The 26,064-nt window shown below is 64.3% G+C and carries 33 protein-coding genes, 2 pseudogenes and 1 riboswitch; of the genes and pseudogenes, 21 read left to right on the top strand and 14 right to left on the bottom strand.

Annotated features, from left to right (window positions below; genetic code table 11):
- The first annotated feature begins 20 nt into the window (after nt 1-20).
- A riboswitch (TPP riboswitch) is annotated at nt 21-149 on the top strand.
- The 7 genes from IVB19_RS29425 (at nt 137) to IVB19_RS29455 (ending at nt 6,242) form a co-directional block, all read left to right on the top strand.
- Nucleotides 137-1,162: an FAD-dependent oxidoreductase gene (locus IVB19_RS29425; RefSeq protein WP_018454157.1), complete on the top strand. Its 1,026-nt coding sequence runs from the start codon at nt 137-139 to the stop codon at nt 1,160-1,162. Its footprint overlaps the riboswitch before it by 13 nt.
- On the top strand, nt 1,153-1,350 hold the full coding sequence (gene thiS / locus IVB19_RS29430; RefSeq protein WP_018454156.1) for a sulfur carrier protein ThiS: 198 nt from the start codon (nt 1,153-1,155) through the stop codon (nt 1,348-1,350). Before IVB19_RS29425 ends, thiS begins: the two co-directional genes overlap by 10 nt.
- A 172-nt stretch (nt 1,351-1,522) precedes the next feature.
- Complete coding sequence (locus IVB19_RS29435; RefSeq protein ID WP_018454155.1) at nt 1,523-2,305, top strand: thiazole synthase; 783 nt, start codon at nt 1,523-1,525, stop codon at nt 2,303-2,305.
- Nucleotides 2,292-2,900, top strand: coding sequence for a thiamine phosphate synthase (locus tag IVB19_RS29440; RefSeq protein WP_018454154.1), 609 nt, complete (start codon nt 2,292-2,294; stop codon nt 2,898-2,900). Before IVB19_RS29435 ends, IVB19_RS29440 begins: the two co-directional genes overlap by 14 nt.
- A 202-nt stretch (nt 2,901-3,102) precedes the next feature.
- Complete coding sequence (gene thiC / locus IVB19_RS29445) at nt 3,103-5,001, top strand: phosphomethylpyrimidine synthase ThiC (protein WP_018454153.1); 1,899 nt, start codon at nt 3,103-3,105, stop codon at nt 4,999-5,001.
- Between the two features lie 123 nt (nt 5,002-5,124).
- Entirely contained in the window at nt 5,125-5,433 is a 309-nt protein-coding gene (locus tag IVB19_RS29450) for a hypothetical protein (RefSeq protein ID WP_018454152.1), read from the top strand.
- Between the two features lie 296 nt (nt 5,434-5,729).
- Nucleotides 5,730-6,242 carry a mismatch-specific DNA-glycosylase gene (locus IVB19_RS29455; RefSeq protein WP_247820456.1) on the top strand — a complete coding sequence of 171 codons (513 nt, stop codon included), beginning with the start codon at nt 5,730-5,732 and terminating at the stop codon, nt 6,240-6,242.
- Nucleotides 6,243-6,435: 193 nt separating this feature from the next.
- On the opposite strand, the gene IVB19_RS29460 is transcribed toward IVB19_RS29455, so the two are convergent.
- Nucleotides 6,436-6,873 carry a VOC family protein gene (locus IVB19_RS29460; protein ID WP_018454150.1) on the bottom strand — a complete coding sequence of 146 codons (438 nt, stop codon included), beginning with the start codon at nt 6,871-6,873 and terminating at the stop codon, nt 6,436-6,438.
- A gap of 264 nt (nt 6,874-7,137) precedes the next feature.
- On the opposite strand from IVB19_RS29460, the pseudogene IVB19_RS29465 reads away from it, so the two are divergent.
- A pseudogene (locus tag IVB19_RS29465) lies at nt 7,138-7,791 on the top strand (glutathione S-transferase N-terminal domain-containing protein).
- Here IVB19_RS29465 and IVB19_RS29470 read toward each other — a convergent pair.
- Together IVB19_RS29470 and IVB19_RS29475 are read right to left on the bottom strand one after the other, a co-directional pair.
- The gene (locus IVB19_RS29470; protein WP_026232675.1) at nt 7,788-8,516 is read right to left on the bottom strand and encodes an SDR family oxidoreductase; all 729 of its coding nucleotides are present in this window, start codon (nt 8,514-8,516) and stop codon (nt 7,788-7,790) included. The pseudogene IVB19_RS29465 and the gene IVB19_RS29470 overlap by 4 nt on opposite strands.
- 117 nt (nt 8,517-8,633) lie before the next feature.
- On the bottom strand, nt 8,634-9,068 hold the full coding sequence (locus IVB19_RS29475; RefSeq protein WP_018454147.1) for a hypothetical protein: 435 nt from the start codon (nt 9,066-9,068) through the stop codon (nt 8,634-8,636).
- Between the two features lie 449 nt (nt 9,069-9,517).
- Here IVB19_RS29475 and IVB19_RS29480 point away from each other — a divergent pair, with 449 nt between their 5' ends.
- Entirely contained in the window at nt 9,518-9,904 is a 387-nt protein-coding gene (locus IVB19_RS29480; RefSeq protein ID WP_018454145.1) for a RidA family protein, read from the top strand.
- A gap of 151 nt (nt 9,905-10,055) precedes the next feature.
- On the top strand, nt 10,056-10,316 hold the full coding sequence (locus IVB19_RS29485) for a hypothetical protein (RefSeq protein WP_007613673.1): 261 nt from the start codon (nt 10,056-10,058) through the stop codon (nt 10,314-10,316).
- A 230-nt stretch (nt 10,317-10,546) separates the two neighbouring features.
- Here the strand turns inward: IVB19_RS29485 and IVB19_RS29490 are convergent, their stop codons facing one another.
- Together IVB19_RS29490 and IVB19_RS29495 are read right to left on the bottom strand one after the other, a co-directional pair.
- Complete coding sequence (locus IVB19_RS29490) at nt 10,547-11,089, bottom strand: REP-associated tyrosine transposase (RefSeq protein ID WP_247475544.1); 543 nt, start codon at nt 11,087-11,089, stop codon at nt 10,547-10,549.
- A 61-nt stretch (nt 11,090-11,150) separates the two neighbouring features.
- Entirely contained in the window at nt 11,151-11,636 is a 486-nt protein-coding gene (locus IVB19_RS29495; RefSeq protein WP_018454143.1) for a molecular chaperone DnaJ, read from the bottom strand.
- A 111-nt stretch (nt 11,637-11,747) separates the two neighbouring features.
- Here IVB19_RS29495 and IVB19_RS29500 point away from each other — a divergent pair, with 111 nt between their 5' ends.
- The 3 genes from IVB19_RS29500 to IVB19_RS29510 all read left to right on the top strand — a co-directional run bounded on the left by IVB19_RS29500 (nt 11,748) and on the right by IVB19_RS29510 (nt 13,609).
- Complete coding sequence (locus IVB19_RS29500) at nt 11,748-12,515, top strand: SDR family NAD(P)-dependent oxidoreductase (RefSeq protein ID WP_018454142.1); 768 nt, start codon at nt 11,748-11,750, stop codon at nt 12,513-12,515.
- 217 nt (nt 12,516-12,732) lie between these two features.
- On the top strand, nt 12,733-12,981 hold the full coding sequence (locus IVB19_RS29505; RefSeq protein WP_018454141.1) for a helix-turn-helix domain-containing protein: 249 nt from the start codon (nt 12,733-12,735) through the stop codon (nt 12,979-12,981).
- A 112-nt stretch (nt 12,982-13,093) separates the two neighbouring features.
- Entirely contained in the window at nt 13,094-13,609 is a 516-nt protein-coding gene (locus tag IVB19_RS29510) for a collagen-like domain-containing protein (protein WP_247820457.1), read from the top strand.
- A gap of 9 nt (nt 13,610-13,618) precedes the next feature.
- Here the strand turns inward: IVB19_RS29510 and IVB19_RS29515 are convergent, their stop codons facing one another.
- Both IVB19_RS29515 and IVB19_RS29520 read right to left on the bottom strand, forming a co-directional pair.
- Nucleotides 13,619-13,834 carry a hypothetical protein gene (locus tag IVB19_RS29515; protein ID WP_018454140.1) on the bottom strand — a complete coding sequence of 72 codons (216 nt, stop codon included), beginning with the start codon at nt 13,832-13,834 and terminating at the stop codon, nt 13,619-13,621.
- A gap of 96 nt (nt 13,835-13,930) precedes the next feature.
- Complete coding sequence (locus IVB19_RS29520; RefSeq protein WP_018454139.1) at nt 13,931-14,197, bottom strand: DUF2277 domain-containing protein; 267 nt, start codon at nt 14,195-14,197, stop codon at nt 13,931-13,933.
- 126 nt (nt 14,198-14,323) lie between these two features.
- On the opposite strand from IVB19_RS29520, the gene IVB19_RS29525 reads away from it, so the two are divergent.
- The 4 genes and pseudogenes from IVB19_RS29525 to IVB19_RS29540 all read left to right on the top strand — a co-directional run bounded on the left by IVB19_RS29525 (nt 14,324) and on the right by IVB19_RS29540 (nt 16,818).
- Nucleotides 14,324-15,415, top strand: coding sequence for an alpha/beta fold hydrolase (locus IVB19_RS29525; protein WP_247820458.1), 1,092 nt, complete (start codon nt 14,324-14,326; stop codon nt 15,413-15,415).
- A 145-nt stretch (nt 15,416-15,560) separates the two neighbouring features.
- The gene (locus IVB19_RS29530) at nt 15,561-15,905 is read left to right on the top strand and encodes a hypothetical protein (protein WP_018454137.1); all 345 of its coding nucleotides are present in this window, start codon (nt 15,561-15,563) and stop codon (nt 15,903-15,905) included.
- Between the two features lie 67 nt (nt 15,906-15,972).
- Nucleotides 15,973-16,164 (top strand): annotated as a pseudogene (locus IVB19_RS29535) (hypothetical protein); the annotation flags it as partial.
- Between the two features lie 51 nt (nt 16,165-16,215).
- Nucleotides 16,216-16,818 carry an MSMEG_1061 family FMN-dependent PPOX-type flavoprotein gene (locus IVB19_RS29540; protein WP_026232674.1) on the top strand — a complete coding sequence of 201 codons (603 nt, stop codon included), beginning with the start codon at nt 16,216-16,218 and terminating at the stop codon, nt 16,816-16,818.
- A gap of 83 nt (nt 16,819-16,901) precedes the next feature.
- Here IVB19_RS29540 and bfr read toward each other — a convergent pair whose 3' ends face one another.
- The 3 genes from bfr to IVB19_RS29555 all read right to left on the bottom strand — a co-directional run bounded on the left by bfr (nt 16,902) and on the right by IVB19_RS29555 (nt 18,257).
- Nucleotides 16,902-17,390 carry a bacterioferritin gene (gene bfr, locus IVB19_RS29545; protein ID WP_018454135.1) on the bottom strand — a complete coding sequence of 163 codons (489 nt, stop codon included), beginning with the start codon at nt 17,388-17,390 and terminating at the stop codon, nt 16,902-16,904.
- A 133-nt stretch (nt 17,391-17,523) separates the two neighbouring features.
- A complete protein-coding gene (locus tag IVB19_RS29550) occupies nt 17,524-17,796 on the bottom strand; it encodes a (2Fe-2S)-binding protein (protein ID WP_026232673.1) in 273 nt (90 codons plus the stop codon).
- Nucleotides 17,797-17,957: 161 nt separating this feature from the next.
- The gene (locus IVB19_RS29555; protein WP_018454133.1) at nt 17,958-18,257 is read right to left on the bottom strand and encodes a hypothetical protein; all 300 of its coding nucleotides are present in this window, start codon (nt 18,255-18,257) and stop codon (nt 17,958-17,960) included.
- 133 nt (nt 18,258-18,390) lie between these two features.
- Here IVB19_RS29555 and IVB19_RS29560 point away from each other — a divergent pair, with 133 nt between their 5' ends.
- On the top strand, nt 18,391-18,735 hold the full coding sequence (locus IVB19_RS29560) for a hypothetical protein (RefSeq protein ID WP_018454132.1): 345 nt from the start codon (nt 18,391-18,393) through the stop codon (nt 18,733-18,735).
- 211 nt (nt 18,736-18,946) lie between these two features.
- On the top strand, nt 18,947-19,231 hold the full coding sequence (locus tag IVB19_RS29565) for a hypothetical protein (protein WP_007613695.1): 285 nt from the start codon (nt 18,947-18,949) through the stop codon (nt 19,229-19,231).
- 100 nt (nt 19,232-19,331) lie between these two features.
- On the opposite strand, the gene IVB19_RS29570 is transcribed toward IVB19_RS29565, so the two are convergent.
- Entirely contained in the window at nt 19,332-20,558 is a 1,227-nt protein-coding gene (locus IVB19_RS29570) for a lytic murein transglycosylase (RefSeq protein ID WP_018454131.1), read from the bottom strand.
- A 7-nt stretch (nt 20,559-20,565) separates the two neighbouring features.
- On the bottom strand, nt 20,566-22,215 hold the full coding sequence (ettA, locus tag IVB19_RS29575) for an energy-dependent translational throttle protein EttA (protein ID WP_018454130.1): 1,650 nt from the start codon (nt 22,213-22,215) through the stop codon (nt 20,566-20,568).
- 232 nt (nt 22,216-22,447) lie between these two features.
- On the opposite strand from ettA, the gene IVB19_RS29580 reads away from it, so the two are divergent.
- Complete coding sequence (locus IVB19_RS29580) at nt 22,448-22,663, top strand: hypothetical protein (protein WP_018454129.1); 216 nt, start codon at nt 22,448-22,450, stop codon at nt 22,661-22,663.
- A 104-nt stretch (nt 22,664-22,767) separates the two neighbouring features.
- Nucleotides 22,768-23,730: a D-2-hydroxyacid dehydrogenase family protein gene (locus tag IVB19_RS29585; protein ID WP_247337742.1), complete on the top strand. Its 963-nt coding sequence runs from the start codon at nt 22,768-22,770 to the stop codon at nt 23,728-23,730.
- 4 nt (nt 23,731-23,734) lie between these two features.
- On the opposite strand, the gene IVB19_RS29590 is transcribed toward IVB19_RS29585, so the two are convergent.
- Together IVB19_RS29590 and IVB19_RS29595 are read right to left on the bottom strand one after the other, a co-directional pair.
- Entirely contained in the window at nt 23,735-24,703 is a 969-nt protein-coding gene (locus IVB19_RS29590) for an NAD-dependent epimerase/dehydratase family protein (protein ID WP_018454127.1), read from the bottom strand.
- Nucleotides 24,704-24,859: 156 nt separating this feature from the next.
- Nucleotides 24,860-26,050: a L,D-transpeptidase family protein gene (locus IVB19_RS29595; protein ID WP_018454126.1), complete on the bottom strand. Its 1,191-nt coding sequence runs from the start codon at nt 26,048-26,050 to the stop codon at nt 24,860-24,862.
- Nucleotides 26,051-26,064: the final 14 nt, after the last annotated feature.

Below are 26,064 nucleotides of genomic sequence, written 5' to 3' on the forward strand. Positions count from 1 at the left end.
GCCCTGCTGGCATACATTAGAGCCGTTCCGAGGGGTGCTCCGAGGAGGAGCTGAGATACCGCTAAATGGGCAAATCCGCCCAGGACCGCGGTGACCCTTTGAACCTGATCCGGGTCATGCCGGCGAAGGGACAGGGATGTTGCAGACGACCAAGCGACCGGATTCCCCGGTATCCATCATCGGCGCAGGCATCGCAGGCGCCTGGCAGGCCTTGCTGTTCGCGCAGGCCGGCCACGCCGTCACCTTGCACGAGCGCGGTGAGGCCGACATGACCGATGCCACCAGCCATTGGGCCGGCGGCATGCTCGCGCCCTATTGCGAGGCGGAAGTTTCCGAACCGATCATCTCCAGGCTCGGCCTGCGCTCGCTCGACATCTGGCGGCGCGAATTGCCCGACACGCCTTTCAACGGTTCGCTGGTCGTTGCCCACCCGCGCGAGCGCAACGATTTCGAACGTTTCGCCCGGATGACCGAAGGCCATCGCCGGCTCGATGCCGCCGGCCTTGCCGAGCTCGAGCCGTCGCTCGAAGGCCGCTTCCGCGACGCGTTGTTCTTCCCGACCGAGGGTCATGTCGAGCCGCGCCGCGTGCTGCCGAAACTGCACGAGCGCATCCGCGCCGCCGGCGGCACCATCAAATTCGAAAGCGATGTCGCCCCGGCCGAACTCGCAAAACTTGATCCTAAAGGCATCGTGATCGACTGCCGCGGCCTTGCTGCGCGCGACGAGCAGCCTGGCTTGCGCGGCGTCAAGGGCGAGATGATCCTGATCGAGACCAGCGAGGTGCAGCTTGCGCGGCCGGTGCGGCTGATCCATCCGCGCTGGCCGCTCTATGTGATCCCGCGCGAGGACAATCTGTTCATGCTCGGCGCGACCTCGATCGAGGCCGAGGACACCGGCGTCAGCGTCCGCTCGGCGCTGGAGCTGTTGGGCGCGGCCTATGCCGTGCATCCCGCCTTCGGCGAGGCCCGCATCGTCGAATTCGGCTCCGGCCTGCGCCCCGCTTTTCCCGACAATCTGCCGCGCATCGGCATTCGCGGCAACACGATCAGCGTGAACGGCCTCTACCGCCACGGCTTCCTGCTCGCGCCGGCGCTTGCCGAGCTGACGCTGAGCTTTGTCGAGCGCGGCCAGATCGACAATGAGGTGATGCAATGCGCGTGATCGTGAACGGTGAGCATCGCGAGGTAAACTCGGCCAGCGTCGATGCGCTGCTCGCCGAGCTTGACTACGAGGGCACCCATTTCGCGATCGCACTCAACTATGACGTCGTGCCGAAGAGCCGCTGGGCCGAGACGGCGCTGAAGGCCGGCGACGAGATCGAGATCATCACGCCGCGGCAGGGAGGGTGACGGGGATGCGCTCGCCGTACACTCCGCTGTCATCGCCCGGCTCGACCGGGCGATCCAGTACGCCGCGGCGTCTCGGTTCTAACCGCACCGCCTCTGGAATACTGGATCCCCGCCCCCCGTGCGCAATTTGCGCACTAGGCGGGGATGACAGTGTCATTTGGAGAGACACCCCATGGTGACCTTCTACGGCAAAACCTTCCCCTCCCGCCTCCTGATCGGCAGCGCGCTCTATCCCTCGCCTGCGATCATGCAGTCGGCGATCCGCGCCTCGGGCTCGAACATCGTCACGGTGTCGCTGCGGCGCGAATCCGCTGGTGGCAAGACCGGCGATGCGTTCTGGAATCTGATCCGCGAGCTCGACGTCACCGTGCTGCCGAACACCGCCGGCTGCCGCAGCGTGCGCGAGGCGGTGACGACGGCCAAGCTCGCGCGCGAACTATTCGGCACGAGCTGGATCAAGCTCGAAGTCATCGCCGACAACGACACGCTGCAGCCCGACGTGGTCGGCCTGGTCGAAGCCGCGACCATCCTGATCAAGGACGGTTTTGAGGTGTTCCCCTATTGCACCGAGGATCTCTCGATCGCGAACCGCCTGGTCGATGCCGGCTGCAAGGTGGTGATGCCGTGGGCGGCGCCGATCGGCAGCGCGAAAGGCATTACCAACCGTGACGCGCTCAAGCTGATGCGCGAGCGGCTGCCTGATATCACCCTGGTGGTCGACGCCGGCATCGGTGCGCCCTCGCATGCGGCGCAGGCGCTCGAGCTCGGCTACGACGCCGTGCTGCTCAACACCGCCATCGCAAAAGCCGCCGATCCCGTCGCCATGGCCAACGCCTTCCGCCTCGGGATCGAGGCCGGACGCACCGCTTTTGAGGCCGGGCTGATGAACGCCCGCGATTTCGCTTCCCCCTCCACCCCTGTCGTTGGGACACCGTTCTGGCATGCCGTATCCTGATCGCTTTTATCCCGTCGTCGACAGCCTCGCCTGGGTCGAGCGCCTGACCAAGCTCGGCGTCGGCACCATCCAGCTGCGCGCAAAGGACCTCGACGACTCCCAGTCGCTGCAGATGGTCACCGATGCGCTGGCGATCACCGCGGGCACGCAAGCCAAGCTCGTCGTCAACGACTATTGGCGCGCCGCGATCGTCGCCGGTGCAAAGTATCTGCATCTCGGCCAGGAGGATCTTGCCGACGCAGACCTCGCTGCCATCCGCGAGGCCGGCCTGTCGCTCGGCGTCTCCACCCACGACGATGCCGAGCTGGACACCGCGCTCGCCGCCGAGCCCGACTATGTCGCGCTGGGCCCGATCTTCTTCACCACGCTCAAATCGATGCGCTTCGAACCCCAAGGCATTCCAAAGATCACGGAATGGAAGAAGCGCATCGGCAATATCCCGCTGGTCGCGATCGGCGGCATCAAGTTCGAGCACGCCGCGGAGATCTTTGCCGCGGGCGCGGATTCCATCGCCGTCGTTTCCGACGTCACGCAAAATGCCGACCCGGATGCGCGGGTGCGGCAATGGCTCGGCCTGTCCGCGGAGGCGGCGTGATGCGCCTCACTCTCTCACCCCGCACGCCACTGTCATCGCCCGGCTTGACCGGGCGATCCAGTACGCCGCGGCTTCTCGGCTTCAGCCGCACCGTCTCGGAGTACTGGATCCCCGCTCCCGTGCGCAATTGCGCACTAGGCGGGGATGACAGCGGTATTTGCCTCTCGCACAGCGACATCAACGAATTAAACCGGAGGATCCCATGAACATCCGCTCCAACCCCGACAAGACCGTCCCCGCCGTCACCACCGGCCCGCTGCCCTCGTCGCGAAAAATCTTCGCCTCGCCCGACGCCGCGCCTGACCTGCGCGTGCCGCTGCGCGAGATCATCCTCTCTGAAGGCGCCGGCGAGCCGAACCTGCCCGTCTATGACACCTCCGGTCCCTACACCGACCCGAGCGTGACCATCGATGTCAACGCCGGCCTCGCGCGCGGCCGCAAGGCCTGGGTGCTGGAGCGCGGCGGCGTCGAGGAATATCAGGGCCGGCAGATCAAGCCGGAGGACAATGGCAGCGTCTCCACCGACAAGGCCGCGCGTGCCTTCTCGGCCTATCACCAGCCGCTGCGCGGCCTCGACGGCCACAAAATCACCCAGCTCGAATTCGCCCGCGCCGGCATCATCACCAAGGAGATGATCTACGTCGCCGCGCGTGAAAATCTCGGCCGCAAGGAGCAGCTCGAGCGCGCCGAGGCAGCGCTTGCCGACGGCGAAAGCTTTGGCGCCCAAGTCCCCGCCTTCATCACCCCGGAGTTCGTGCGCAGCGAGATCGCACGGGGACGCGCCATCATTCCCTGCAACATCAACCATGCCGAGCTCGAGCCGATGATCATCGGCCGCAACTTCCTGACCAAGATCAACGCCAATATCGGCAACTCGGCGGTGACGTCATCCGTCGAGGAAGAGGTCGAGAAGATGGTGTGGGCGATCCGCTGGGGCGCCGACACCGTGATGGACCTCTCGACGGGCCGCAACATCCACACCACCCGCGAATGGATTCTGCGCAACGCGCCGGTGCCGATCGGCACCGTTCCGATCTATCAGGCGCTGGAGAAGTGCGACGGTGATCCGGTCAAGCTGACCTGGGAACTCTACAAGGACACGCTGATCGAGCAGTGCGAGCAGGGCGTCGACTATTTCACCATCCACGCCGGCGTGCGCCTGCAATACATCCACCTCACCGCCAACCGCGTCACCGGGATCGTCAGCCGCGGCGGATCGATCATGGCGAAGTGGTGCCTGGCGCATCACAAGGAAAGCTTCCTCTACACCCATTTCGACGAGATCTGCGACCTCATGCGCAAGTATGACGTCTCGTTCTCGCTCGGCGACGGCCTGCGTCCGGGCTCGATTGCGGACGCCAACGACCGCGCGCAATTCGCCGAATTGGAGACGCTCGGAGAACTCACCAAGATCGCGTGGGACAAGGGCTGCCAGGTCATGATCGAAGGCCCCGGCCACGTGCCGATGCACAAGATCAAGATCAACATGGACAAGCAGCTCAAGGAGTGCGGCGAAGCGCCGTTCTACACCCTCGGGCCCCTGACCACCGACATCGCGCCGGGCTACGACCACATCACCTCGGGCATCGGTGCCGCCATGATCGGCTGGTTCGGCTGCGCCATGCTCTGCTACGTCACCCCGAAGGAGCATCTCGGCCTGCCCGATCGCAACGACGTTAAGGTCGGCGTCATCACCTACAAGATCGCCGCCCACGCGAGCGACCTCGCCAAGGGCCACCCGGCAGCCCAGCTGCGCGACGACGCCCTGTCCCGCGCCCGTTTCGACTTCCGCTGGAGCGACCAGTTCAACCTCGGCCTCGACCCCGACACCGCGAAGAACTTCCACGACGAGACCCTGCCCAAGGAAGCCCACAAGGTCGCGCATTTCTGTTCGATGTGCGGCCCGAAGTTCTGCTCGATGAAGATCACCCAGGACGTGCGGGATTATGCGGCGACGCTGAACGACCCGAACGGCGTGGGCATGTCGATGAGCGGGACTGCCGAGGACGGCATGGCTAAGATGAGCGCGAAGTTCAAGGAGATGGGCGAGAACTTGTATCTGGATGCGGAGAAGGTGAAGGAGAGCAATCGGGTGTTGTGAGCGGGCCCGTGCGAACTTTGGGGGCGACGATCGTCGCCCCCAAAGTTGGAAACGCAATGCGAACGGCCCATGCGGTCTGAAATACTACCAAGACTACCACCGTACGGACCTCCGGCCATCTCTTTGACCGGACACGGTGAGCGCGAATTTCGGGAAGGTTTGGTTGTCCGCTTCTATCCCAAGGGTTCCGATCCATGGATCGGCAATTTCGTGGGAGGCATCTTCGATTGCACCACTGTGCTCGATCATCCCAACGGAAGGGACGTGATCGTTGTCGCGTGTGGCGACACCTGCATTATCGATCCGGAAGACCGTGCAGTTAGAGATCACATTGCAAGTGACACCGGACAAGTGATTGCGGTACCGGCTCTTGGACTGGTGGTTTTCCAAGGGTTGGTCGATTTTAGCGCGGTTCGGTCAGATGACCTGTGATGGATTAGTCCGCGGATTTCGTGGGATAGCTTCCGCAGTATCAATGTCCACGAAACCAAACTTACCGGCGAAGCATGGTCTGCAATTGGAGACTCTTGGGTATCATTCAGCCTCGATCTTTTGACAGACCACTGCACCGACGGAGTTTATGAGTTAGATGCGGCTCGGGCGGTGCGTGTGACGCGCAAATCGGACTAGCGCGGGCAAGCGTAGCCCGGATGAGCGCAGCGACATCCGGGTCTTTGCCGCCCCGCATATCACTCCGTTCATGCGGGCTACAGCCGCGGATAATTGACGTGCCCGATACATCCCCTCACCGCCTCCCCGACCAGCTCCGTCCCAACCTCCGCCTCGTCTTCGTCGGCACTGCCGCCAGCACGCGCTCGGCCCAACTCGGGCATTACTACGCCCATCCCGGCAACCGCTTCTGGCGCGCGATTCATGAGGCCGGGATCACGCCGCGGCGCTATCAGCCAGGCGAGTTTGCGGCGCTGCTGGAGCTCGGGATCGGCTTCACCGATCTCTCCAAGTCGGGCGCCGGGATGGATCACCAGATCGCGGCTGAGACAATCGACGTGCCGGGGTTCAGGGCCAAGATCGAGAAGTATCGACCGCGGACAATTGCGTTCACGAGCAAGAAGGCCGCGAGCTTGTTTTACGGCACGCCGTCGAGCGTGATTGCGCTGGGGCGGCAGCCACGCGGTGAGAGTTTGCCGGAGATTTTCGTCCTGCCCTCGCCGTCGGGTGCTGCGTCAGGGCATTGGACGCTGGAGCCGTGGCGCGAGCTTGCGGCGTGGATCGCGGCGTAGCGTGAATTTGCGATAGCGCTCGCCCCCTCAGGCGTCGTCCCGGCGAAGGCCGGGACCCATAACCCCAGGGAGTGGTTTGGCGGGGACTCGAGGTCCGGTACAGTGACCATTCGTAATCGATGGATTCCGCGGTATGGGTCCCGGCCTTCGCCGGGACGACGCTGCCTAATAGGCAACGTATCCCGCGACAAGTTCACCCCGCATACGCCCTATCCAGATCCACAATCACAATCTTTCTCATCTGCATCATCGCCTGCATGACGCGGTTCGCCTTGCTGCGGTCGGGGTCGCCGAGGTAGCGGCCGAGCGCTGATGGGATCACCTGCCAGGACAGGCCGAACTTGTCCTTGAGCCAGCCGCAGCGGGACTCCTCGCCGCCGTCGGCGGTGAGCCTGTCCCAGAAATAATCGACTTCCGCCTGCGTCTCCACGCTGATGAAGAACGACACCGCTTCGTTGAACTTGTATTGCGGGCCCCCGTTGAGCGCGTTGAAGCGCTGGCCTTCGAGCTCGAACACCGCCATGAAGTCGCTGACGGTCTCGACCTTGGCGTTGGGGAACACCGATTTGTAGAAGGCGACGGCCTCCGGCACGTTGTTGTCGAACCAGAGAAACGGCGTGATGGATGTCATTAACGTGTATCCTTTCGCCTCGGCTGGACGCGCCGCAGGGTGCCAGTGTTCCAAGGACGAGGCAGGGGCAACGATCCGACAGTGGCCGCGGGATTTTCTTGTAGCCCGGATGAGCGACAGCGACATCCGGGGCCCGCAGCTGCCCCGCATATCGCTATCGCTCATGGGGCTACGGGGTCCACGAAAACCCATTAACCTGTCGGAATCCACTCATTCCATTCGTCCTCCGAACGCAAAACGCGATCAACCCCGGAGCCCCTCCCGATGCCCCCCACCATCACCGCCTTCGCAAACTCGCCCGACCGCGGCCGCGGACAGGCCCGCGACATGCGGGTGCGCTGGGCGCTTGAAGAGGTGGGGCAGCCTTACGACGTCCGTCTGGTTTCATTCGAGGACATGAAGGCGCCCGCGCATCTCGCCCTGCATCCATTCGGGCAGATTCCGACCTACGAGCACGGCGATCTCGCCCTGTTCGAGTCCGGCGCGATCGTGCTCCATGTCGCCGAGCGTCACGCCGGGCTGCTGCCGACGGAGCCGCACGCCCGCGCCCGCGCGATCGCGTGGGTGTTTGCCGCGCTGAGCACGCTGGAGCCGCCGATCGTCGAGCTCGGGATGGCCATGCTGTTCGAGCGCGACAAGAGCTGGTACGCGCCGCGGCTGCCGATGCTGCAGGATCGCGTCCGTGTCAGGCTCGGTGAATTGTCCCGCCAACTCGGCGATGCCAACTGGCTCGACGGTGCGTTCAGCGCCGGCGATCTCATGATGGTGACGGTGCTGCGCCGGTTGAACACATGAGGCCTGCTGGATGAATATCCCGATATTGCCGCCTATGTGGCTCGCGGCGAAGCGCGGCCCGCGTTCAGGCGGGCGTTCGATGCGCAATTGGCGGTGTTCACCGGGGCACGCTTGGCGCCCTAAAGATCGAAATTGGTCGGCAGCATCACCACGTCGCGAATGGTCATGCCGCGCGGCCGTGTCAGCATGAACATCACGACCTCAGCCACGTCGCTCGCCTCCAGCAGGCTTCCCGCGTCCCTGGCTTCCTTCAGCTTCTCGGGTGGCCAATCCGCCAGCAGTGCGCTGACGACGGGCCCGGGCGAGATCGAGCCGACGCGGATGCCATGCTTGAAGACCTGGCGCCGCACCGTCTGGACGAAGCAGTTCACCGCCCATTTGGACGACGCATAGACCGGCTCCCATGGCGTCGGAAAATGCGCCGCCAGCGAGCTCGTGACGATGATGTCGCCGGTCCCACGCGCGATCATGTGCGGCAGCACGTCATGCACGTTCTTCATCACGACGTTGACATTCAGGTTCAGCATCCGGTCGATCGCCATGGTGTCGGCATCGACCAGATCGCCACCGACATACTTGCCGGCATTCGCATGCAGGATATCGAGCTGGCCGGCCTGCTCCAGAACGCGCGGCAGCAGCGTTGCACAGTCTTTTGGGTCCAGCAGATCGATGAGCAGCGGGATCACCGCGTCGCCGTGCTTGTCGCGGAGCGCCTTCAGCGCGGCCTCAGCGCGGTCGACCATCACCACGCGCGCGCCGGCGGCCAGCATCGCCTCGGTGCTGGCCAATCCGATGCCCGACGCAGCCCCGGTCACGGCCGCCACCTTGCCGTCCAACTCTCTCGCCATGGGATCCCCATCTTGCCGAGGTCACTGGGATCGTGAGTATAGCGACCCCGGCCGGAATTGTCGGGAAGAGATGGTGGGCGCGGCGCTTGCGCCCCATTTCCCCCTACGACATCGGCCTTACCGCAGCGTGATCGCAAGCCCGCTCAGATCCGCATTCGCCATCAGGCCGACCTGCGTGCCGGACAGCTCGAGCACGGCGCCCTTCTGGTTGGTCAGCACGATCGCACGCGCGCCGCGGCCCACTGCGATGCCCGCACCGGCGGCGCCATAGACGCCGGCGATGTCGGAGGGCCGGTTGATGTTGGAGACGCGGCCGCGCAGCACGGTCTTGGAGCCGCCGAAGACGAGGCCGTAGTCGAGCCCGCCGGTCGAGAGCGAATAGGCGCGGCCGCGGAAGTTCAGCACGCCCGAGCCGCCGGAGCCGCCGATGATCCAGCCCGCCTTGTAGATCGTCAGCACCACGGTGCCGCCGTCGGCCAGAGCCGAGGTCGAGAGGCCGGCAAGCGCGGCAATGCCGACCAGCGCGGCGCGGAGGGTGGATGCGAACTTCATGGGAGTCTCCGGGGGCTATTCTTCAAGGAGGGAAACGAATCGAACGAGCGGAATCTATCCGATGGATCGGGGCGGCAACATGATGGGATGGGCGTGAGTCGCGGTCTGTAGCAACACACTCAACTGTCATCGCCCGGTTCAACCGGGCGATCCAGTATTCCAGAGAGAGCGATAGTGAACCGAAAAGCCGCGGCGTACTGGATGCCCCGGTCGAGCCGGGGCATGACGGCGCAGTTTGGCGCGACAAGACGCTCACCCGCCATCATGCCATTCTGCCCCTGTTTTGCCCGACGGGGCAACGATTATTTTGTTTTCCCGAAGTGAAAAAGAAAGCTCAATGATTCCTGCTGGATGCCTACTGTGCATGGGGTTGTTTTCGCGTTTTTTGTTGGAGGCGCCCCGGCCTGCCGCTACGCTTGCGCTTCCAGCCCTCCATCCGAGGTGATCCCATGCCGATCCAGCATTTCGCGCCCCCGCCGCACGTCAAGGCGCCGCCGCTGTCCTTTGCCACGCGCGCAGGCGATCTCCTGTTCGTCTCCGGCATTCCCGGCTTCGACGCGAACGGCGCGCTGCCCGACGGCTTCGAGGCGCAGTTCGCCAATGTCGCCATCAACATCAAGCGCGTGCTGGCGGAGGCCGGCGCCGAGATCCGCGATCTCGTCAAGGTCAACGTGCTGCTGACCCGCGCCTCCGACGTGGCCGCCATGAACGCGCTCTATGCCGGCGCCTTCGGCCCGCCGCCTTACCCTGCCCGCACCACCTGCGTGGTCCACGCACTGCCCGATCCGAAGATGCTGATCGAGATCGAGGCGGTGGCGTCGCTGGCCAAGAGTTAGACGTGTGATCGTCAGGCGATAGTCAAGGGATAAGGGTCGTCCGAACAGCCGACCAACGGCTGACATATCCGTGAACGGTCGCCGCCCCGCTTGCCAGCCACGCAGATTTGCCGCACCAGTTTCCTCTCACGTTCCCATCAGGAGATATTTCATGCGTCGCGTTCTCGCCCTTTGTGCCGTTGCCGGCATCGCCACCTCCGTGTTCGCCGTGCCGGCCTCTGCGGCAGTCGGCTATTACGTGATCCGCTGGGACAACACCGGCATTTGCCAGGTCTGGAACGAGGACCTCAAGTACAAGCCGTTCCAGTGGGGCGTGTCGACCTACAAGGTCGTCAGCAAGCCGCTCCCGACCTTCACGGCCGCCTCGGAGCTCCAGATCAAGCTTCGCGCGGAGCGCCGCTGCACGCTTTAGGCGTGAGGCGACAGACCGGATTTCAAAGGGCGGATCGCGCAAGCGGTCCGCCCTTTTCTTTTGGACGCGCCGCTGGTTTTTCGGCCGAAATCGCGCGTCTTTCCGCGCACCCGCTTTGAACCTGGCCTGCTGGCGGACCCACTCACATCTTGTCCGGGGCGCACCAGCGTCCGACTCCAAGTCTGACGTCCGTAGCCCGGATGAGCGAAGCGATATCCGGGAATTCCGGGTCAGCCTCCCTCGGCTCGCTCACCGAAAGCAATCCCGCTTCCGCCGGCATCGCCCGCCCAGTCTTCCGAGAGCAATCCCGCCCGCACATATCGGTGAAAGGACGAATGTGGCCAATCACAAACGCGCTGGACGTAGCGATGCTTGACGGGGTTGAAGTGAATGTAATCCACATGGCGGGCGAAATCATCTTCGTCGCGAACCGTGTGCTCCCAGTAGCGTCGTTGCCACAGAGCCAATTCTCCATTGGAGTGGCGGGCTACGTCGATACCCGCATGCAGTAGTGCGCTGCTGAAATGCCCCTTGATCCTTCGCCAACGTCCCGCGAAATCGGCGTCATGCGGCGGGAGGCTCATGACGACATGCAAATGGTCCGGAAGGATCACGATCGCATCGACCTCGAACGGGCGCTCCCTGCGAGCGGCCCGGAAGGCATCACGCAGGGCGCCAACGTTTTCAATCAAAATGGTCGATCTGCGGTCGAAGAGCGCTACAGTGAAAAAGTAGGTGCCGCCGGGAAGAAAATTTCTGCGATACAAAACCATGGGCTAGACCCGTCCCGGATCTCGCTTCGCTCATCCGGGCTACAGGATAGCACATGAGCCCTCACGCGTCCTTGTACGCGCCGGGATGGATCAGGAGGTCGCGCGCGGCGGCGAGGTCGATGAACGCTTCCGCGCTGCCGCCCTGGTCGGGGTGCATGCCCTTGGCGGCGCGGCGATACGCCTGATTGATGTCCTCGCAGGTGAGCTGCACCGCGAGCGGCAGGCCGAGCACCTTGCGGGCACGATCCTCGCTGGACAATTTTTTCGGCGCAGCATTGCGGCGCCCGAAGCGCGGCGCGGTCAGGTCGTGAACGACATCGAGCACCACGCCGAGACGGCGCCGTGCCGCCAGCGTGACGCTGTGATCGTCATTGTCCACGGCCTGGCGCAGCACAGGAAGCGCCTGCTCAGCGGCCTGACGCAGCATGGTATCGGTGCTCATCCGCGCGATCTCGGCCACCAGCCGTCCGGCCTCGGCCCAATCGGCGCCGTCCACCGACCGCAGGCGTTCGAGTGCGAGTTTCCAGGATTCGAGCCGTTCCATCATGCGCGCAACGTTTAGCAATCAAGATCAGTATGCCAAGGGCGCCGTTTCCGACCCCTTAATTTCGAGTTAGCCTTTCATGAAACTTCGAAAAGAAATCGGGAGGAAATTGTCATGGCATTGCTCGCAAACCATATCGCCGTCATCACGGGCGCCGGTTCGGGCATCGGCCGGGCCATCGCGGCCGGCTACGCCCGCGAGGGCGCGCAGGTGGTGCTGCTCGACGTCAACGCCGACACGGTCGCGGAAGCCGCCGAGGGGATCCGCAAGTCCGGCGGCAAGGCCGAGAGCTTTGCACTCGACGTCACCAGACGCGACGACTGCTTCGCGCTCGCCAGGCAAGTCGCCGACAAGGTCGGGCAGGTCTCGATCCTCGTCAACAATGCCGGCATCACCCGCCGCAACGCCTTCACCGCGGAGCCGGAAACGGTGGCAAAGGACTGGAACGACATCATCTCGCTCAACCTCAACGGCGTCTTCAACATGACGCAGGCGTTCCTCGCGCCCTTGCGAGCAGCCAAGGGCCGCATCGTCAATATCGGATCGATCCAGTCCTTCGTGCATCTGCGCACGCCGAGCTCGGCGGCCTACACCACCTCGAAACACGGCGTGCTCGGCTTCACCAAGGCGCTCGCGGTCGAGCTCGGCAAGGAGGGCGTGCGCGTCAATGCAATCGGGCCGGGCTTCATCGAGACTAACATCAACGCCAATGTGCGTGCGACCAATCCGGCGCTGGTGCAGGCTTTCGTCGATCACACCCCGCTGGCGCGCACCGGCAAGCCCGAGGACATCGTGGGTCCCGCGATCTTCCTTGCGTCGGACATGTCGGCCTACGTCACGGGAACGATCGTGATGGTGGATGGCGGATACCGGACGGTGTGAGCGGGAGGGATGCCTGCTTTGCGGGGTATGCTCGCAGGAATATGCAATCCGTGCCAATCGCGGCGGCGCGGCGGCATTCCCAAGGTCAATTCGTGCGATCGCCCGCTGTTAACCTTTCGTTAACCAAACCCGCCCACCGTAGATCTACGGCTTGGGGGTCGTTTGTTCTCGATCCGCTTCCAAAGACGGAAGCGGGCGTTGATCGGGGAGTGTGTCGATGACCACTGTTCATGTCGCTGCGTCCGAACCGGGCGCGTATGTCCTTTCACCGAACCAGATCGTTCCGCTGCTGATCGGCGCGACCGTCGACGAGGTCGAGCGTGAGCTCGTGCTGCAGACGCTCGCCCGCTGCGACGGCAATCGCACGCGCGCCTCACGCGTGCTCGGCCTCTCGGTGCGCACGTTGCGCAACAAGATCAGGCTCTACGCCGCCTCCGGCATCGAGGTGCCGGCCTATCACGACTAGCGCGCGACGTGCCGCCGATTGATGTTGATCCAGCCGGCGCGCTGTCCGAGTGGAATTGCTGCTGTCGTCAAAACGCCGCTAATTACTTGCTTCCGGTCAAGGGAGCAGCGGCGTGGCAGACGAACAAAAACGGCAGGGACCTCAGGGACCGCGCGGACGGCAGGGCGAACCGGGGCGGCCGGGACCGCAGGGTCATCCAGGCAAGCGCGGGCCCGATGGCGCGCGTGGCAAGCCAGGTCCGCAGGGCAAGCCGGGCCCGATCGGAAAGCCTGGACCGCTGGGCAAGCGCGGTCCGCAAGGCAAGCAGGGCGAAGCCGGCCCGCGCGGGGCGGCCGGTGCACAGGGACCTGTCGGACCGCAGGGGCCGGCGGGGCCGCAGGGCCCGCGCGGCGAGGCCGGTCCGCCCGGCCAGTTGCCGTCGATCGAACAGGTGCTGCCGTGGCTCGATCAGCTGTTCGACGCCTGGGACGAACGCCGCCGCCAGCGCGAGCATGAGGCTGCCGAGCGCGAGGCGCTGGAAGCCGCGGTGCAGGAGACTGACGACGCGCCCCTCGATGACGAAGACGAGGACAGCGAAGGCGATCACAGGAAGAAGAAGAAAAAGAAGAAGCACGGCCACAAGGACTGACGGACGAATCTATTTCGTCCCATTCTCGCGTCGCGGCAGCATGCCCATGCGCTCGAACTGCCAGCGCATGGCGCGGTACCAGAGATAGCCGACCGCTGCGCCGCACAAGGCCAGGATCACGACGTTCGCGCTCGAGAACGAGCCGCTCCACCACGTCATCCACGCGGTCCACAGCAACGTGAAAACGATGGCACCTGCTTTCAGCGGAAGAAGGGGGCGGCTCATGGTCGTGCTCCGGGGTGTCAAAAGCCCGGCGAACATCATCGCGCGCTGAGACCGTTGTCACCGTGAGGCAGGTCACGGAACGGACCTTCGAGCCGCCTAACCGAACCGCAGCCGCGAACGTTCCTTGGCCTTTTCCGCTTCGACCTCACGATCACGCGCCGGCGCATGGGTGTGCAGCGACGTCAGGAGTTTTCGCGCAGCCTCCGAGACCTCCGCCACCGCACGATCGAAGGCCGCCTCGTTGGCCTGCGACGGCTTGTTGAAGCCGGACAGTTTTCGAACGAACTGGAGCGCGCTGGCGTGGATCTCATCCTCGGTCGCCTCCGGCTCGAAGTTGAACAGCGTCTTGATGTTGCGGCACATGCAGTCTCTCCTGACCTTTCCCCCAAAGGACGACCGGCGAAAACGAAATCCTACATCCTTCCGCACAGTTCTGCTAAGTTCCGCCGCAACGCGGCCGCCGACCAGAGCCGCACGGGGGAAATAGACATGAAAGCTTCCTGCGCGGCGCTGTCAGCCATCCTGTTGTCCGTCTCGTTGGCGGCCATCTCGACGTCCGCATGGGCGGCCGATTATCCGGCGCCGAAGCAGGGCGACTGGATCGCCAAGGATTTCAAGTTCCACACCGGCGAGACCATGCCGGAGCTGAAGCTGCACTACACCATCGTGGGGGAGCCGAGCGGCCAGCCGGTCCTTGTGCTGCACGGCACCGGCGGCTCGGGCGCGAGCATGCTGTCGCCGGCCTTCGGCGGCGAGCTGTTCGGCGCGGGGCAGCCACTGGATGCCTCCAAATATTACATCATCATCCCCGACAACATCGGCCATGGCAAATCGTCAAAACCGTCCGACGGGATGAAGACGAGCTTCCCGAAATACGATTACGACGACATGGTCGAAGCTCAGTATCGCCTGGTGACGGAAGGGCTCGGGGTCAAGCATCTGCGGCTCGTCATCGGCAATTCGATGGGCGGCATGCACACCTGGTTGTGGGGCGAGAAATATCCGAAGGCGATGGACGCGCTGATCCCGATGGCCTCGCAGCCGACCGAGATGGCATCCCGAAACTGGATGCTGCGGCGGATCATGCTCGACACCATCCGCAGCGACCCCGACTACAACGGCGGGAATTACACCAGCCAGCCGCGCATGATGAAATACGCCATCACCGCCTACGGCATCGCGAGCATCGGTGGAACGCTGGCCTATCAATCGCAGGCGCCGACGGCGGCGAAGGCCGACAAGATCGTCGACGAGCGGCTGGCCATGCCGATCACGGCAGATGCCAACGACTTCGTCTACCAGTGGGAGTCTTCGCATAACTACAATGCCGGCGAGAAGCTGGAGGCCATCGAAGCGCCGCTGCTGCTGATCAATTCAGCCGACGACGAACGCAACCCGCCTGAGACCGGCATCACGGACGCTGCGATGACGCGGGTCAAGAACAGCAAACTGTATCTCATTCCGGCAAGCACCGAGACGCGCGGCCACGGCACCACCGGGAACGCCAAATTCTACAGCGAGCAGGTCCAGCAATTTCTGCAAGCCGCGCCGCAGCAAACGATCGAATCTGCGCGCCGCTGATTTTGCATCGCATCAACGGCCGTCTAGCCCGCATATTATTTGAGCATGCATTACACTGACGGCTCGGGCTTAATTGCGTCGATGTCCGAATCGACGCGCGGGATAATCGCGCGCCAACGGCACGACACGCGATGAGGAGGATCGCATGCACAGGCTCGCACTGTGCGTTTGGCTGGCCACGCTGACGAGCGCCGCGTTCGCGTTCGACAACGGGCAATACGATCACGTCCCGCCCGACATCCGCGCCTGGTTCAAGAGCGTGATCGCACCGAACGGCGTGCCCTGCTGTGACGTCTCCGACGGCCATCGCACGGAGTACGACGTGCGCAGCGGCGCCTATTGGGTGCCGATCGAGGGACAATGGATGGAGGTGCCCGAGCGCGCCATCATCCGCGACCGCGGCAATCCGGTCGGTCAGGCCGTTGTGTGGTACGTCCGTCACCGCGGCGCCATCATCATCAGTTGCTTCGTGCCGGCGGATGCGGTGTAGCGCGATAGCGCCTCGACGCGGCGCGTGCTAGCTCGGCCGATAGCTCCTGTGAACGACAGAACGCGAGCTCGCGCTCTATCCGCCTTGCGTGTGGGCGGCAAGCATCAAGCAGGTCCTGGAGGGCATCGACCTTCCACCCATCCCCAACAGCTGGCTCTATCACGGGCCGCGGCTGGCGCTGCAGCCAGTCCTGATCTGGTGGGCTCTGAACTGCGCTGGCGTGATCGACTGGACGCGGCGGCGTGACAAAGGGGGATAGCGATCGGGCCGAGAGATGATATTCTCGGGGCATTCCACCAGGGAGACCTTCGTGACTGATCTTTGCGCCGAAGACCTCGCCACCATCTATGCCCAGCCGAGCCCGCGCGTGATCGCGAAAGCGCGCCCCGCAATCGACACGCATGCGAAGAAATTCATCGAGATGTCGCCGTTCTGCGTGCTCGCGACATCGGGAGCGGACGGCAGCGTCGATGCCTCACCACGCGGCGGCGGCGTTGGCTTCGTCCACGTCGCCGGCCCCAACCAGCTGCTGATGCCTGATCGCTCCGGCAACAACCGGATCGACAGTTTTCGAAATGTCGTCGAGGGCTCGGGCTTCGTGCATCTGTTGTTCTTCGTCCCCGGCATCGACGAGACGCTGCGCGTCGGCGGCCGCGGCTCGCTGTCCGCCGATCCGGACCTGCTCGCCTCGATGGTGGAGTTTGGCAAGTCGCCGCGCGCGGTGCTGAACGTCGCCGTCAGCGAAGTCTATTTCCACTGCGGCAAGGCACTGATGCGCTCGAAGCTTTGGTCGTCCGAGAAGGTGCCGCGCTCGGTGATGCCGAGCATCGTCGAGGTGGTCCACGAGCAGACCGGCCTTGGTGAGCCGCAGAGTCAGGAGATCGTGGAAGAGCTCTACAAGACGCAGTTGTAGCTGGCGTCCAGGCTGTCGTCCCGGCCTGGTGCGCAATCGCGCATCAGGCCGATACGGAGTTGTGCCATCGCTAACGCGCCGAACTAATGCCCGTCCCCCTCGAGCCCGCCAACGTGCTTCTGGGTGTAGAGTTCGAGGCCGATGCGGCCGATCAGGTCGAGCTGGGTCTCGAGGAAGTCGATGTGGTGCTCCTCGTCGCTCATCAGCTTCTCGAACAGATCACGCGTCACGTAGTCCTTGACGCTGTGGCAGTAGGTCGCCGCTTCCTGATAGAGCGCCCGCGCGCTCATCTCGGCGGCGAGATCGCACTCGATGATCTCCTTGACGTTCTGGCCGATGCGCAAGGGATCGAGCACCTGCATGTTCGGGAAGCCGTCGAAGAACAGGATTCGCTCGGTGAGCTTATCAGCGTGCTCCATCTCCTCGATGGACTCCTTGCGCCAGACCTTGGACATGTCCCGCAGGCCCCAATTGTCGAGGAAGCGGTAGTGCAGCCAATACTGGTTGATCGCAGTCAGCTCGTGACGCAGTGCCTTGTTGAGATAGTCGATAACTTTTGCGTCGCCCTGCATGGTTCACTCCAGCTCTTGCAGTCCAAATCGGCCGTAAACCGAATTTAGAACGCTTCTAAATGAGTTTGAAGACTGGAGCAACCGGCTACGGGGACGCAGCCGGGGAAAAGCTCAGCCAGGGTTGCGGAGGATTTCAGCAGGCCGCGAGGGCGAACTCGGCCGGCTGGGCCGTCTCGTCGTTCGCCGCCACAGTGTGGTTGTGCGGGCAGCCGGAGCAGCAGGACGTGGCACAGGTGCCAAGCGCTTCGTCGATAATGGTCTTGATCGTCCGAGCGCAGCGGCCGCATTCGGCGCTACAGCCGAGACACCCATAGACCTGCTTGGCATGGCGCACAGCGTCGTCGGACTCGGCGACGGCGGCGCGGATGTCGTCATCGCTCAGCACGTTACAGGAACAAACGATCATGGAAGCGGCAGGCCCTTTGGTGATGCGCCATCATCGATATTTAAGGGGCCGGCCGGATGCAAAAGGAAAAAGCGGAATTTGAAGCTATTCCAAACTAGCCCGGAAACAGCCTAGAACGGCTCTAAAATAGGGCCTTGCACTGGATCAAGATTGCGGCGGACCTAGTCGCCCCCACCGCCTCCACCATCGCCGCCGCCCCCGCAATCTCCGCCACTACTGCCGCTATCGCTGCTGGAACAGCTGCCGCCGTCGGTCGCGCAGCCGGAACTATCGCTGGAAAACCAACTCCCAAACGAGAAGCCGTCGCTCGTGCCGGTGGCGGTGTCGCCGCCGCCATTGACGCTGGCCCCGGCGCGGGAGCCGCGCTGGCCGCGGTTCTGGAGATGGGTAATCCAGCCGTAGCCGATCGCGAAGACGATCCCGGCAGCGATCAATGCATTTATCATCGCGTTACCCATCATCGCCCTCCCCTGGCTGGGCTGCGGTCCTTACCGATTGGTCGCCCCGGCAAAGGTGCCGTTCATTGATCATTCAAACGAAGTATGGAACTTTACCCTCAAAGAGTTCCCGCGTGTTTGCTCGAAAGGTCAGCCAATGAAGAAGTCGCTCCTGGCAATTGCTGCCGTCGCCGCTGTGGCCCTTAGCGCCATTACACCAGCCCAGGCGCAACGCGGCGTCGCCGCGGGTGTGGCAGCCGGAATCATCGGCGGCGCCATTGTCGGTGGGGCGCTGGCCTCTCCGTATTATTACGGTCCAGGCCCTGGCCCGGGCTACGCATATGGTCCCGGATATGGCGCCGGCTACTATCCGCCGCGCTACTATGCGCCGGGCCCGGGCTACGTCGCGGACGACTATTACGGCAACGGCTGCGTCTGGCAGAAGCAGCGCTTCTGGGACGGTTATGCCTGGCGCGTCCGCCGCGCCAGAGTCTGTGGCTGAAGTCGCCCCAACTGGCTCATTCCAGATGCGCCGTTCATTTAGGGGCCTGAAAAAGACCGCTTTTTCTCGTCACAGCTCCGTGTGCGTTTACCGCGGATTGACCATTTGCGCGCTTCCTAGCTGCAAGGCCAATTCCATCAGAGTCTGCGTGAACCTTTGAACCCCGGGCGCTCCTAACAAGGAGCATCCATCTCTCAGGAGAGCCAAGAGTATGAAGAAGACTTTAGTTGCCGCCCTCACGGTTGCGACGATCGCCGGTTCGCTGGTGACCGCCACGCCGTCCGCCCAGGCCCATGACGGGGTCGGCGTCGGCATCGCAGCCGGCCTGATCGGCGGCGCGATCGTCGGCGGCGCCATCGCATCGAGCCGTCCCGCCTATGGTGGACCGGTTTATGTGGCCGAGCCCGGCCCGCCGCCCCCGCCCTGCTACTGGCAGCGCCAGCGCTACTGGGATGGCTACGGCTGGACCGTCCGCCCGGTTCGCGTTTGCTACTGATCTGATCGCATGGCGCTCATGAGCGCCGCGATCGAAGCCCGGCCGAGCACCTCGGCCGGGCTTTTTCTTTTGCCAACCCTGCGTTATCAGCCCTGCGCACCTATCGCGCCGCCTGGATCGAGCGCAGCACCTCTTCGCTCGGCCAGCAATCGACCTTGAGGCCTGCCGACTTCTGGTAGGCGCCGAGCGCAGCGCGCGTCTGCATGCCGGCCTTGCCGTCGACCTTGTCCTTGTAGAGCCCGACGCGCGTGAGCCCCCGCTGCATCGCCTCGACGTCCTTGGTCCGCAATTGCTTCGAGGCAGACCATGGGGTCGCGAACGGTTGCGGGCTCGTCATGCGGTCGGCGAGATGTCCGACGAACAGCACGTAGAGGTCGGAAAAATTGTATTCCTTGATCACGAAGTAGTTCTTCGTGGTCAGGAAGGACGGGCCGTAGATGCCTTCAGGCTGCAGCAGGGAGGCCGGCTGTGCCTGCTCGGCGGCAGTGAGCTTTTGTCCACGCACCGGTACAAAGCCTTCGCGCAGCCATTGGCCGATCGGCTTCGTCACCTCGGGCACGCCGGCGGTGCAATCGACTTTGGCCGGTGCCTGCACCTCGTAGGCCCAGCGTACACCGCTCTGCCAGCCCTTGTTGACGAGCTGCTGCGCGGCGGAGGCCAGCGCATCCGGCACCGAGTGCCAGATGTCGATGCGGCCGTCGCGGTCGAAATCGACGCCATGCTTGTAATATTCGGACGGCAGGAATTGCGTGAGCCCAGTCGCACCGGCCCAGGACGAGCGCATGTCCTTGCGTGTCACTACGCCGTCACCGAGAATTTTCAGCGAGAGGATGAACTCGTTGCGATAGCTGTCCTTGCGGCGGCCGACATAGGCCTGCGTCGCCAGCACGCGGACGAGATCGTAAGGCAGCGTATAGCGGCCATAGTCGGTCTCGCGGCCCCAGATCGCCAGCATCACGGTAGCAGGCACGCCGGAGTTTTTCTCGATCTCGGTCAGCGCCTGACGATATTTTTGCAGCAACCGCTGCCCCTCGCCCGCAAGCCGCGCGATCGAGGCTTCCCTGACATAGTCAGCCGGCACCTGCACGAACTCGGCCTGCGACGGCGCCCCCGTTGCAGGACGCCCCGGCAGGATCAGATCCGGCAGCTTGTAGTCCGGCTCGAGCCCGCGCGTCTCTCGCTCGAACGTCGCGCGCGACACGCCGGCGGCCTCCGCCTCCGGCCACAGCGAGGCGATGAACTGCGCGAAGGCGGCGTCGGCAGCGCCGGCGGGCGACAGGCCGCAGGTGATAGCGATCACCGCAGCTATCAGCACCCGCCGCATCATGCTGAGATCACCGCGTCAGCTTCTTGTACTTCACGCGGTGCGGGATGATGCTGTCCTGGCCGAGCCGGCGCATCTTGTCCTTCTCGTAGTCCTGGAAGTTGCCCTCGAACCATTCGACATGACTGTCGCCTTCGAAGGCCAGGATGTGGGTCGCGATGCGATCGAGGAACCAGCGATCATGGCTGATGATGACGGCGCAGCCGGCGAAATCCTCCAGCGCCTCTTCGAGCGCACGCAGCGTGTCAACGTCGAGGTCGTTGGTCGGCTCGTCGAGCAGCAGAACGTTGGCGCCGGATTTCAGCATTTTCGCAAGGTGCACGCGGTTGCGTTCACCGCCCGAGAGCGCGCCGACTTTCTTCTGCTGGTCGGCGCCCTTGAAATTGAACGACGAACAATAGCCGCGTGAATTGACTTCTCTCTTGCCGAGCAGGATCAGCTCGTTGCCGCCGGAGATCTCCTCCCACACGTTCTTGCTGCCGTCGAGCGCGTCGCGCGACTGGTCGACGTAACCGAGATGAACGCTCTCGCCGATCGTGATGGTGCCCTTGTCCGGCTCCTCCTGCTTGGTGATCATCCTGAACAGCGTGGTCTTGCCGGCGCCGTTGGCGCCGATCACGCCGACGATACCGCCGGGCGGCAGCTTGAAAGTGAGATCGTCGATCAGCATGCGATCGCCGAAACCTTTGCTGAGCCCTTCGAAGTCGACCACGTTCTGACCGAGTCGCTCGGCCACCGGAATCGTGATTTGCGCGGTCTGTGTCTGCTTTTCGCTCGCCTGTTTCAGCAGTTCGTCATAGCGCTGATAGCGCGCCTTGGACTTGGCCTGGCGGGCTTTCGGCGAGGACGCGATCCATTCCTGCTCGCGGGCCAGCGTCTTCTGATGCGCAGCGTCCTCGCGGCCCTCCTGCTCGAGCCGCTTCTGCTTCTGCTGCAGCCAGGACGAGTAATTGCCCTCATAGGGAATGCCCTTGCCGCGATCGAGCTCGAGAATCCAGCTCGTGACGTTGTCGAGGAAGTAGCGGTCATGGGTGACGATCAGGATCGCGCCGGGATAGTTGCGCAGATGGCCTTCCAGCCACGACACCGACTCCGCGTCGAGATGGTTGGTCGGTTCGTCCAGCAGCAGAAGCTCGGGTTGGTCGAGCAGCAGCTTGCAGAGCGCGACGCGGCGGCGCTCACCGCCGGAGAGTTTCGACACGTCGGCATCGTCGGGCGGACAGCGCAGCGCGTCCATGGCCTGGTCGACCTTGCTGTCGAGATCCCAGAGGCCCTGGGCCTCGATCTCGTCCTGCAGCTTGGTCATCTCGTCGGCGGTCTCCTCGGAGTAGTTCATCGCCAGCTCGTTGTAGCGATCGAGGATGGCCTTCTGCTTGGCGACGCCCAGCATGACGTTCTCGCGCACGCTCAATGCCGGATCGAGATGCGGCTCCTGCTCGAGATAGCCGACGCGGGCGCCCTGGGCGACCCAGGCCTCGCCGTTGTACTCCTTGTCGAGGCCGGCCATGATTTTGAGCAGCGTCGACTTGCCCGAGCCGTTGACACCGAGCACGCCGATCTTGGCGTCCGGGTAGAAGCTCAGATGGATGTTATCGAGCACCTTCCGAGTCGGGTAGCTCTTGGTCAGGCCCTGCATGAAATAGATGAACTGGCGCGCCATCGGTCCCGAAAACCTTCGATTTGAGGAAATTTGCTTGCCGCCGATGTAGCGACCCCGCCCCCAAAGGGCAATGTTTTCCCTCCGTTCACCACGGATGAATACGGAACGGACACCATCCCACCGCCGATCCGGACAATTGAAACCATCTTTTAATAAATCAGGCCAAAGCTCGGTTTCGCGCGGAAACAGCGCCACCCGCTCAGAATGAACGGGAGCACAGCGAGACAGCGTCATGGCCATGATCGAGACCAACTCCCTTCCCGTTCCGGCGGAAGCCGGCAGCGCCTCCGCATTTGCCTCGGAGATCAAGGGCTTCTGGAAGCGCTTCTTTGCCACCGCTTTCAACCCCTACCGGCCCGAACTGCATTACATGCGCGGCCCCGGCCCGGCCTGGCGCGCCAAGCACGGCATGAATGCGCCGTTCCGGCTCAAGCCCCGCGACCTCTGAGCCTTTATCACCTGTCGGATTTTTGAAGACGCGAACGGCTTGCGCACGGTCCTGATTGCGCGCAACCATGGCCTGGTTCCACCTCTCGCCATGGAAGAACGCTGATGACGCGGCTGCGCTGTGCAATTCTCGACGACTATTTCAACCTCGCCCTCGACGTCGCCGATTGGCAAAGCCTGTCCGACCGCATCGACGTCACCGTGTTCAGCCATCCCTTCGCCTCCGAGCAGGCCGCGGCGAGCGCGCTGGCCGATTTCGAGATCGTCTGCGCGATGCGCGAGCGCACCGCGTTCCCCAAGAGCCTGTTCGAAAGCCTGCCGAAGCTGAAGCTCCTGCTGACGTCAGGCATGCGCAACGCCTCGATCGACATGGAGGCCGCCAAGGCGCGGGGCGTCACGATCGGCGGCACGCAATATTCGCGCGATCCGACCGCGCCCCTCACCATGGGCCTGATCCTGGAACTGACCCGCGGCATCGGCCGCGAGAACGCGCGCATGCATGCGGGCGAGCCCTGGCAGGCCTTTGCCGGCGTCGAGATCGAGGGATTGACGCTCGGCGTCGTCGGGCTCGGCAAGCTCGGCAGCAAGATGGCTGATATCGCGAAGGCGTTCGGCATGAACGTGATCGCCTGGAGCCCGAACCTGACCCCGGAGAAGTGCAAGGACGCCGGCGTCGGCTACGCCACCAAGGAGGAGCTGTTCGCCAAGGCCGACATCGTCAGCATCCATGTGGTGCTGAGCGAGCGCTCGCGCGGGCTGGTCGGGGCTTCCGATCTCGCGCGGATGAAACCGACGGCCTTCCTCGTCAACACCGCGCGCGGGCCGATCGTGGACGAGCAGGCACTGCTCGAGGCGTTGCAGCAGAAGAGGATTGCAGGCGCCGGCATCGACGTATTCTCGGTCGAGCCGCTGCCGACGGACCATCCCTTCCGCAAGCTCGACAACCTCGTGCTGACGCCGCACCTCGGCTACGCCACCGAGGACGGCTTGCGCATCCATTACGGCCAGATGGTCGAGGCGATCGACGCCTTCACCAAGGGCAGTGAGCTGCCGCGCAAGCTGGCGTGATGCCTCAGGCCGCCGAGCGCTGGCTGGTGGGCTGCCGTGCCGCATCGGCAAAGCCGTCGCGCCAGGAGGCATGCGCCGGCAGCCAACCGAGCTCGCGCTTGGCCTTGCCGTTGGAGGCTCCACGCACCTCCGTCATCATCGCAACCATATGCTCGCCCGCAAGCAGGCGCCCGAGCCAGGCGGGGATGTGACGCGGCGGCTTGGCACGGAGGAGTTCGGCCAGCGCGGGCAACCAATCCTTCACCGGCGCCGGATGATCGTCGACGATATTGTAGATGCTGCCGGTGCGTCCGCGTTCAAGCGCGGCGAGCGTGGCAGAGGCTGCATCTTCGGTGTGAATGAACGACCACGTGCCGCCGCCGTCACCGATCACCGGCACACGCCGGTGGCGCAGCTGGTCGATCATCGCCGGCGAGAGCGTGCCGGTGCCGGGTCCATAGAAGAATCCATAGCGCAGCACGATTCCCTCCGGCTTCGTCGAAGCGGTGATGATTCGCTCCAGATAGCGGATTGCCTCGAGCGTGCGTCGTAGCTCTCGCGGTGGATTCGAGTCGAGTTCATCGGTCTCGATCTTCACCGTTCCGCCGGCGCGACTGAAGGTCCAGCCGCAGAAGCTTTGCGCGATGAAGCGCTTGGCGCCGGCCTCGCGCGCGGCGTTGAGCAGAATGTCGGTTCCGCGGGTGCGGAGCTCGTTGGTTCGCTTGAAAGCCCGATCGAAATGCCGGAGGTCCGTGGCGGCCGCGAGATCTGTCATCTGGTGGATGACGGCGTTGGGCTTTGCCGCAATCACCGCAGCGCGCATGCTGTCGGCATCGAGGCCGTCGGCAACGACCGGCTCCGCACCCAATCGCCGTACAAGGTCTGTTTTTGCCGCACTCCGTGTCGTGCCGATCACCGAATGACCCGCGGCGACCAGCGCCGGAACAAGATACTGACCGACCGCGCCGGTCGCGCCCGCAACAAAGATGCGCATCCTGTGCTCCTCAATTCGTTGCAATCCTCCCGGACGTAGTCGAGCTGCGGAGCCGTTCAAGTATGCGCAAGTGCGACCTGCACGCATGCGTCAAATGATGACGGCGCGTGACCGAAGGTCACGCGCCGTCATCAGATCAATTCTTGCGAGGCCGATTCAGCGCACGGTGACGGGTGCGGGCAACGGCGGCACCACTGTCGGCTGGGTGCCTCCGACCGGACCGGTCTGCGCGGCCATTGGCGCGGGGCCTGCAGCGACGGGCACGGGCGCGGCGGATGCGGTCGCAGTTCCCGGCGACGGACCACCCGGCATCACGACCACGCGGGTGCCGACCTTGACGCGATCGAACAGGTCGGAGACGTCCTCGTTCAGCATGCCGATGCAGCCGGAGGACACGAACTTGCCGATGGTCGAGGGCTGGTTGGTGCCGTGAATGCGGTAGACGGTCGAGCCGAGATACATCGCGCGGGCGCCGAGCGGATTGCCGGGACCGCCGGCCATGAAACGCGGCAGATAGGGCTGGCGCTCGATCATCTCGGTCGGCGGATGCCAATCCGGCCACTCGGCCTTGCGGGTGATCTTCTGCACGCCGGTCCAGGTGAAGCCGTCCCGGCCAACGCGGACGCCGTAGCGGATCGCACGGCCGTTGCCCAGCACGTAATAGAGGTAGGTGTTCGGGGTATCGACGATGAGTGTTCCGGCCGGCTCCTTGGTCGCCAGCGAGACCTCCTGACGGCGCAGGTTCTGCGGCAGCTGCGCCGGAGCAGCGTCAGGCTGCTCCTCGGGCGGCAGCGAGGCGATCGCCATCGGCCGACCGTCGGCACCAACGGGTGGCTGCCCGGCTTGGACCGTTCCGGTCGCGGCGGGACCACCGACCGCCTCGGGCGGACGCAGGCCGTCACTGCCGGGCGCCTGAGTCGGACGATCGGCGTAGATCACCGCGGGCGGGCCGGCAGGGCGGCCGTAGCGCGGGTCGTCGGGCGACGTCACGGGACCCTGCGGCGGCGCGGCCGAGTAGACGGGGGCACCTGCGGGACGGCCATAACGCGGATCATCGGGCGACATCACCGGACCCTGCGGCGGCGCGGCGGAATACACCGGGGGAGCGCCGGGCGGACGGCCGTAACGCGGATCCGGACCGGGCGGCGGCAGCGCTGCCTGCGGCATCGCATCATCTTCATCGTCGAGCGCGTCGAAACTCGGCGCGCGGTCGCCGGGCCGATATTCGGCCGGCGGCGCGCCATAGCTCGGCGCCTGCTGGACCGGATAGCTCTGGGCCTGTGCGAGCGAGGTTCCCGCCGCAGCGACTGTTGCGGCAGCGCATATCGTCAGAAAATGTTTGATCATCATCGCTCTTGTAT

It is taken from the genome of Bradyrhizobium sp. 187, from assembly GCF_023101005.1.
Taxonomy (GTDB): domain Bacteria; phylum Pseudomonadota; class Alphaproteobacteria; order Rhizobiales; family Xanthobacteraceae; genus Bradyrhizobium; species Bradyrhizobium canariense_D.